Below are 7,480 nucleotides of genomic sequence, written 5' to 3'. Positions count from 1 at the left end.
GCCCACCACTGGTACTGAGCCGAACCCGTTCGGCCTCCCGGGCCCGCGACGCACCCCGCGTCGCGGGCCCGGCGCGCATCACCCCAGGTCGGTGGCGTGGACACGTCCGGAAGGCGGCGTGAAGATATGGCGCACGCTCGTACGATTTGCCACTGATTGCTCGGAATGACGGGCCGTCACGGCTTTGCCACGGTTCGCAGGCCCTCTTACGCTCCGGCGTCATGCCCTCACCCCTGATCAGCGTCGTGCTCCCCGCCTACGACCAGCACACCCAGCTCGCCGCCTGCCTGGACTCGCTGCTCGCGCAGTCCCTGGCCGACATCGAGGTGATCGTGGTCGCCGACCGCTCCCCGGAGACCGCGGGTGGGCTCGCCGACGCGTACGCGGCCCGCCACCCGCGGGTGTCCGTGCTGCACCTGAACGCGGCGGTCGGGATCGGGACGAGCCGCAACGCGGGGGCGGCGCGGGCGACCGGCGAGTACCTGCTGTTCCTGGACGCCGACCACCTGCTGCCCCGGGACGCGCTCCAGACGCTCGCCGACCGGCTCAGGCAGACCGGCCCGGTGGACGTGCTGCTGTTCGGCCACTCCCGCCGGCACCAGGACCGGGACTGGCCCGGCGGGGCCGAGGCGCTGCTCGCCGAGGCCGGCCCCGAGCCGTTCGCGCCCCTCGACCGGCCCGCGCTGTTCGGCGCGCCGCCGCTGATCTGGGACCGGCTGGTCCGTCGCGGCCACTGGGCCGAACTGGGCCTGGCCTTCCCGCCCGGCCGCTACGAGGAGGTCCCGGTCGCGCACGCCGCGCTGCTCGGCGCCCGGAAGGCCGCCGTGCTGGCGCGCGAGTGCGTCCAGCTGCGCCGCCGGGAGACCGTCCACCCGGCGAGCGGCCCGGGCAGCAGCGTCTTCGACCTGTTCGAGCAGTACGAGCGCAGCTTCGCCCTGCTGGAGGACCAGCCGCACCTGTACGCGGTGCGCGACGCGCTGTTCGTCCGGATGATCCGGCACTACCTGTTCGTCTTCGACCTGGCGGGCTGCGTCACCCGCGCCGAGCGGCCGCAGTTCTTCCACCGCGCCGCCGAGCACCACCGCCGCTTCCAGCCGCCCGGCCACCGCCGGCCGGGCGGCCGCGAGGGTGTCAAGTTCTCGCTGCTGGCGGGCGGCGCCTACCCGGCCTTCGAGGTGGCCAAGCTCTCCCACATCGCGCGCAGCACGCTCACCGGGCGGAAGTAGCGCAAGCCGCCCGCCTCGGGCGGGCGCGGCAGGCATCGGGGAAGGCCGGATCCGCGGCCGCGGGTTCGTCGATCACGGCCGTTGAGGGTGTCACGTGACACCGCCGGGCCGCGAGCCTGCGATCATCGGCGGAGCCGTCGCCGCACCGCCCGGGAGGTCCCTGGTGAGCCGTCCGTCCGCCGTCCCCGGAGCCGAGTTGGCCCGCGAGCTGGCCGCCGTGCTGCGCGGCGAGGTCCGCTTCGGCGCCGCCGAGCGCACCGTCTACAGCCAGGACGCCTCCAACTACCGGCAGTTGCCGCTCGGTGTGGTCAAGCCCGCCGACCTCGACGACGTGCGCACCGCGCTGGCGCTCTGCCGCGCCCACCGGGTGCCGGTGGTGGCGCGCGGGGCCGGGACCAGCATCGGCGGGCAGGCGATCGGCCCGGGTGCGGTGGTGCTGGACTTCCGCCGCCACCTCGGCGCGGTACTGGAGCTCGACCCGGAGGCCCGCACCGCGCGCGTCGAGCCCGGCACCGTGCTGGACGACCTCCAGCGCGCCGCCAGGCCGTACGGGCTGCGCTTCGGCCCCGACCCGTCCACGCACAGCCGCTGCACCCTCGGCGGCATGATCGGCAACGACTCCTGCGGCTCGCACTCGCTCGCCTGGGGGCGCACCGCCGACAACGTCGAGCGGCTGGAGCTGCTGCTCGCGGACGGCACCGAGCTGACCGTCGGCGGGCGGCTCACCTCCCGGGAGCGCGCCGCGCTCGCCGCGCGGCCCGGTCGGGTCGGTCAACTCCACACCGATCTCCAGGAGTTCACCGACCGCAATCTCGCCGTCATCCGGCAGGGCATGCCGCAGCTGCCCCGCCGCACCTCCGGCTACCCGCTGGACGCGCTGCTGCCCGAGCACGGCCACGACCTGGCCCGGGCGCTCACCGGCACCGAGGGCACCTGCGCGCTGCTGCTCGGCGCCACCGTGCGCCTGGTCGAGGACCCGCCCGCCCGGGCCCTGGTGGTGGCCGGCTACCCCGACGAGGGCGCCGCCGCCGACGCCGTCCCGGCGCTGCTGCCGTACGGCCCGCTGACCGCCGAGGGCATGGCGGCCGACCTGATCGCCGCGCTGCTCGCCGCCGGGCCCCGCCCGCCGGCGCTGGACCGACTGCCCGACGGCGAGTGCTGGCTGTTCCTGGAGACCGGCGGCGACACCCCGTTGGCCGCCTACCAGGCCGCCCGCCGGCTCGCCGACGCAGTGCGCCGCGAGCGCTCGGCCACCGTCGCGCTGGTCACCGACCCGGTCGAGCAGCGCCAGCTGTGGGCCGTCCGGGAGTCGGGCGCGGGGATCGTCACCCGGCTGCCCGGGGGCGGCCAGGCCTGGCCCGGCTGGGAGGACTCCGCCGTCCCGCCCGAGCGACTCGGCGACTACCTGCGGGACCTGCGCGCCCTGCTGCGCCGGCACAGCCTGCACGGCGTCCCGTACGGGCACTTCGGCGACGGCTGCGTGCACCTGCGGATCGACTTCCCGCTGGACGAGCCCCAAGGGGTGCTGGTCTTCCGGGAGTTCCTGGAGCAGGCGGCCGATCTGGCGGTCTCGTACGGCGGTTCGCTCTCCGGCGAGCACGGCGACGGACAGGCCCGGGCCGAGCTGCTGCCGCGCATGTACCCGCCCGAAGTCATCGACCTCTTCGGCCGGTTCAAGCGGATCTGGGACCCGGAGAACCTGCTCAACCCCGGCGCCATGGTCGATCCCCGCCCGCTCGACGCCGACCTGCGCTTCATCACCGCCCCGCGCGGCACGCTGCCGCTGGCGCTCCCGTACGAGCGGGACGGCGGCAGCCTGGTCGAGGCGGTGCACCGCTGCGTGGGCGTCGCCAAGTGCGTGGCCCCGGGCAGCGGGGTGATGTGCCCGAGCTACCTGGCCACCGGCGAGGAGCGGCATTCCACCCGGGGGCGGGCCCGGCTGCTCGCCGAGATGCTGCGGGGGATGGGGACGCCTCCCGGCCGCCGGGCCGGCGGCGCGATCCCGGACGGCTGGCGCTCGGAGGAGGTCCGGGAGGCGCTGGACCTCTGCCTGAGCTGCAAGGGCTGCGCGAGCGACTGCCCGGTCCACGTCGACATGGCGACCTACAAGTCCGAGTTCCTGTACCAGCACTACCGGTACCGGCCGCGCCCCCTCGCCCACTACTCGATGGGCTGGCTGCCGCTCTGGCTGCGGGCCGTCGCGCTCGCGCCCGGGGCCGCCAACACGCTCGCCCGCTCCCGGGCCGGCGGGCTGCTCAAACGGCTCGGCGGGATCGACCGGCGCCGGGTGCTGCCGGTCTTCCCGCCCGAGACCTTCACCGCCTGGTACCGGCGACACCGCGCCGTGCACCCGGCCCCGGCGGGCGCCCGGCCGGTGCTGCTGTGGCCGGACACCTTCTCCGACCGCCTCCAGCCGAACGTGCTGCGTTCGGCCGTCGAGGTGCTGGAGCACCTGGGCTTCGACGTCCGGCTGCCCTCCGGCCCGGTGTGCTGCGGTCTCACCTGGTACTCGACCGGCCAACTCGGCACCGCCCGAAGGGTGTTGCGGCGCAGCCTGCGGGTGCTCGACGCGGACGGGCGGGCGGCCGACGGGCTCACGGCCGACACCCCCGTGGTCGGCCTGGACCCTAGCTGCACCGCGACCCTGCGCGAGGACCTGCCCCGGCTGCTCGGCACCGAGGGCCGCCCGCTCGCCGGCCGCATCCGCACCTTCGCCGAGTTCCTCGACGAGTACGCCCCGGACGCCCCGCTCCCCCGGATCCGGCTGGACGCCGTCACCCAGACCCACTGCCACCAGCACGCGGTGCTCGGCAGCGGCGCCGACCGCCGGGTGGAGGCACGGCTCGACCTGAACAACCGGGTGCTGGACTCCGGCTGCTGCGGCCTGGCGGGAAACTTCGGCTTCGAGCGGGGACACTTCGAGGTGTCCGAGGCCATCGCGGAGCGGGTGCTGCTTCCCGCGGTCCGGGCCGCCGGGCCGGAGACGGTGGTACTGGCGGACGGCTTCAGCTGCCGCACCCAGATCGCCCAACTCGCCGACGGGCGGCAGTCCCTGCACCTGGCGGAGCTGATCGCCCGGGAGCTGCGGGGCCGGCCCTAGCCGTGCGCGGCGAGGAAGGCCCCGGCGTGCGCCGCGGCCTCCTCGCGGGTCCGGTGGCCGGCGGCCGCCTCACCGCGTTCCCCGTCCGCGCCGGTGGCCGTCCAGCGCCAGCCGCCGGAGGCCTCGTCCTCAGCCAACTCGGCGGTGCCACCGAACAGTTCGAGCGACCCAGGCCGCGCCGCCGGGCGGCTGACGGCCTCCGGCCACTTCTTCCGCGCACCCTGCCGGGTGATGCCCCAGGCGGCGCCGAGCTGCTCGTAGCTGGCGCCGTAGGAGCCCGCGGTGGCGGCCGCGACCGCGGCGAGCCGCTTGACCTCGACGTCGACCAGCTTCCAGGCGGACAGTACGGAGAGGGCGACCTCGACCGGCTCGGCGTCCCACATCCGTTCCGCGGGCAGGCCGGTCGCGCGGGCGCGCACGGCGGCGGCGAGGGGGTCGAGCGCGTCGAGGAGGGCCTTGGCCAGCTCGGCCTGCTCCTCGTGGGGGATCTCCACGGTCGTCATGCCGACAACCATAGTTGCCGAATCCACTCTCGACAACCAAAGTTACCGACGGAACCGGTCCAAGGGGTTCGGATCCCGCCGCTCCGGGGCGAACGGAATCCCCGAGGAGACCGCCCGGAAGCCGACCACCAGCGCCTCCCCCAGGAAGCCCACGCCGATCGACAGCTGGACCGGCCGGGCGTCCGGGGCCAGGCCGAAGCGGGCGGCGAGCATGGCGAAGCCGGCCATCACGCCCAACGACAGCGCCGCGACCAGGAAGGTCCGCCCCGTGTAGCGCTGCCACAGCACGCCCTCCCGCTCGTAGGCCCGGATGGTGGCGCCGCGCACCGCCCCCAGCGCGACGCCGAGCGCGGCGCCCGCCGCGATCCAGCCGTAGCCGGCCGCGCCGAGGCCGTGCCGCTGCGCGAGCGCCCACACGCCGAGGCCGGTGAGCACCACCGGCGGCGCGAAGAGGTCCCGGGCGTTGAGCGGTTCGCCGCGCAGCCGCCGGATCACCACCACCACGACCACGACGGCGATCAGTCCCCCGTGCACCCAGCCGCTCACGCCCACTCCCCCAATTTTTGTAGCTCGACCGTGCTAAATCAGCAATTTAGCTCACCCGTGCTATAACGGCAACATGCCGAAGATCGTCGACCCCGCCGAACGCCGCCAGGCCGTCGCCGACGCCGTCCTGCGCGTCGCGGCCCGGGAAGGCCTGGAGCACACCTCACTGCGCAACGTCGCCGAGGAGGCCGGACTGGCCATCGGCTCGGTGCGGCACTACTTCGCCGGCAGCTCGGAGCTGATGATCTTCGCGATGCGTGAGCTGGCCCACCGGATCGAGGCCCGCGTCCGCGTCCACGCCGCCGCCCTGCTCGACCCGGCCGCCGCCGGCACCGACCGCCGCGAGCGGACCGTCCGGCTGCTCGCCGAGACCCTCCCGCTGGACGCCGGACGGCGGGAGGAGTCCGCGCTCTGGCTCTCCTTCGTCACCGCCGCCCGGACCCGGCCCGACCTGCGGCCCCGCGCCGCCGAGATGCAGGCCGGACTGGACGACCTGGTCCGACGCGTCCTCGCCGAGTCCGAACGCTCCGGCGGCCTGGCCCCCGGCCTCGACCTCGACGTCGAGACCCGCAGGCTCTCCGCCCTGCTGGACGGCCTCACCCTCCAGGCCGTCCAGCACCCCGACCTGGTCGGCCCGGACGAACTGCACGCGGTACTGCGCCGCCACCTCGACACCTTGGCCGCGCCGACCTCCTGACACCGCGCCGGCACCCCGGCACAATGGCGCGATGACCCTCACCACCACCAAGGCGGACAAGCTCCTGACCGACCACTTCGCCCCCTGGGTGCAGGCCCTGGGCCTGTCGACCGCCGAGACCGGCGAGCGCCACGCCGTCCTGCGCCTGCCCTGGTCCGACCGGCTCGCCCGCGAGGGCGGCGGGCTGTCCGGCCAGGCGCTGATGGCCGCCGCCGACACGGCCTGCGTGATCGCCGTCGCGTCGGCCCGCGGCGGCTTCGGCCCGATGACCACCGTCCAGCAGTCCACCACCTTCCAGCGCGCGGTCCTCGCCCAGGACGTGCTGGTGCACGCCCGGATCACCAAGCTCGGCCGCCGGATCGCCTTCCTCGACATCGCCCTCACCCCCGAGGGCGCCGAGGACCCCGCCGCCCACGCCACCGCCGTCTACGCCCTGGGGTGACCTGACCGCCCGCCCCCGGATTCCGTCCCCGGTGTCACACCAGCGCGCCCGCAGGTGTCTTGATGCCAGTACCAAGTCATCGGACACAGTGGAGCGGAAACATGAGCAAGGTCTGGTTCGTCACCGGTTCGTCCCGCGGCCTCGGCCGCGCCTTCGTCGAGGCGGCGCTGTCCCGTGGCGACCGGGTCGCCGCGACCGCCCGGAACGTCGAGAACCTCGCCGCCCTGGTCGCCGCCCACGGGGACGCGGTGCTCCCGCTCCCGCTGGACGTGACCGACCGGGCCGCCGTCGGCCGCAGTGTGCGGCAGGCACACGCGCGCTTCGGCCGGCTCGACGTGATCGTGAACAATGCCGGCTACGGCCTGTCCGGCGCCGTCGAGGAGCTCTCCGAGGAACAGCTGCGCGACCAGCTGGACACCAACCTGTTCGGCCCGCTGCGGGTCGTCCAGGCCGCGCTGCCCCTGCTGCGCGCGCAGGGCTCCGGGCACATCGTCCAGATCTCCTCGGTCGCCGGCGTCGCCGCGTTCCCGCTCGGCGGCGGGTACTGCGCCTCCAAGTGGGCCCTGGAGGGCCTGAGCGAGGCGCTCGCCCAGGAGGTCGCCGGGTTCGGCGTCAAGGTGACCGTGGTCGAGCCCGGCAGCTACGCCACCGATGCGACCGCCTCCGCCGTGCGCGCCGGGGCCGACCCGCACTACGACGGGCTGCGCGACGCCTTCGTCGCCTACGCGCAGTCGCTCGACCTCGGCGACCCGGCCGCGGCGGGCCGCGCCCTGCTCCGGCTCGTCGACGCCGAACAGCCGCCGCTGCGGGTGTTCTTCGGCACCCAGGGCCACCCGATGGTCCAGCAGGTCTACGCCGACCGCCTCACCACCTGGGCCGCATGGGCGGAGCTCTCGGTCGAGGCGCACGGCCCCACCGTCCCGGCGCCCTGACCGGCACGCCCGCGGCCCCGCCCTTCCTCGGGCG

General features: G+C 75.3%; 7 protein-coding genes. 5 read left to right on the top strand and 2 right to left on the bottom strand.

Features of this window, described 5'->3' with window-relative positions:
* Positions 1–221: 221 nt before the first annotated feature.
* The gene (locus tag ACFU7Y_RS35825) at positions 222–1,226 is read left to right on the top strand and encodes a glycosyltransferase family 2 protein (RefSeq protein ID WP_380770865.1); all 1,005 of its coding nucleotides are present in this window, start codon (positions 222–224) and stop codon (positions 1,224–1,226) included.
* A 163-nt stretch (positions 1,227–1,389) separates the two neighbouring features.
* A complete protein-coding gene (locus ACFU7Y_RS35820) occupies positions 1,390–4,326 on the top strand; it encodes an FAD-binding and (Fe-S)-binding domain-containing protein (RefSeq protein WP_380770863.1) in 2,937 nt (978 codons plus the stop codon).
* On the opposite strand, the gene ACFU7Y_RS35815 is transcribed toward ACFU7Y_RS35820, so the two are convergent.
* Both ACFU7Y_RS35815 and ACFU7Y_RS35810 read right to left on the bottom strand, forming a co-directional pair.
* Positions 4,323–4,829 (bottom strand): hypothetical protein, encoded by a 507-nt coding sequence (locus tag ACFU7Y_RS35815; RefSeq protein ID WP_380770862.1) that lies wholly within the window; start codon positions 4,827–4,829, stop codon positions 4,323–4,325. The genes ACFU7Y_RS35820 and ACFU7Y_RS35815 overlap by 4 nt on opposite strands.
* A 42-nt stretch (positions 4,830–4,871) precedes the next feature.
* Positions 4,872–5,375 (bottom strand): DUF1453 domain-containing protein, encoded by a 504-nt coding sequence (locus ACFU7Y_RS35810; protein ID WP_380770861.1) that lies wholly within the window; start codon positions 5,373–5,375, stop codon positions 4,872–4,874.
* A 73-nt stretch (positions 5,376–5,448) separates the two neighbouring features.
* On the opposite strand from ACFU7Y_RS35810, the gene ACFU7Y_RS35805 reads away from it, so the two are divergent.
* The 3 genes from ACFU7Y_RS35805 to ACFU7Y_RS35795 all read left to right on the top strand — a co-directional run bounded on the left by ACFU7Y_RS35805 (position 5,449) and on the right by ACFU7Y_RS35795 (position 7,446).
* Entirely contained in the window at positions 5,449–6,072 is a 624-nt protein-coding gene (locus ACFU7Y_RS35805) for a TetR/AcrR family transcriptional regulator (RefSeq protein ID WP_380770859.1), read from the top strand.
* Positions 6,073–6,103: 31 nt separating this feature from the next.
* Positions 6,104–6,514 (top strand): PaaI family thioesterase, encoded by a 411-nt coding sequence (locus ACFU7Y_RS35800; RefSeq protein ID WP_380770858.1) that lies wholly within the window; start codon positions 6,104–6,106, stop codon positions 6,512–6,514.
* Positions 6,515–6,615: 101 nt separating this feature from the next.
* Complete coding sequence (locus tag ACFU7Y_RS35795) at positions 6,616–7,446, top strand: SDR family NAD(P)-dependent oxidoreductase (RefSeq protein ID WP_380770857.1); 831 nt, start codon at positions 6,616–6,618, stop codon at positions 7,444–7,446.
* The last annotated feature ends 34 nt before the right edge of the window (positions 7,447–7,480 follow it).

Source organism: Kitasatospora sp. NPDC057542 (genome assembly GCF_042801945.1).
Classification (GTDB): domain Bacteria; phylum Actinomycetota; class Actinomycetes; order Streptomycetales; family Streptomycetaceae; genus Kitasatospora.
Note: the sequence above shows the minus strand (reverse complement) of the source record. Positions and strands in the feature narration are given on the sequence as shown.

Coding starts and splice junctions, on each gene's coding strand:
- ACFU7Y_RS35825 (WP_380770865.1), top strand. CDS start 222: ATGCCCTCACCCCTGATCAGCGTCGTGCTCCCCGCCTACGACCAGCAC.
- ACFU7Y_RS35815 (WP_380770862.1), bottom strand. CDS start 4,829: ATGACGACCGTGGAGATCCCCCACGAGGAGCAGGCCGAGCTGGCCAAG.
- ACFU7Y_RS35805 (WP_380770859.1), top strand. CDS start 5,449: ATGCCGAAGATCGTCGACCCCGCCGAACGCCGCCAGGCCGTCGCCGAC.
- ACFU7Y_RS35800 (WP_380770858.1), top strand. CDS start 6,104: ATGACCCTCACCACCACCAAGGCGGACAAGCTCCTGACCGACCACTTC.
- ACFU7Y_RS35795 (WP_380770857.1), top strand. CDS start 6,616: ATGAGCAAGGTCTGGTTCGTCACCGGTTCGTCCCGCGGCCTCGGCCGC.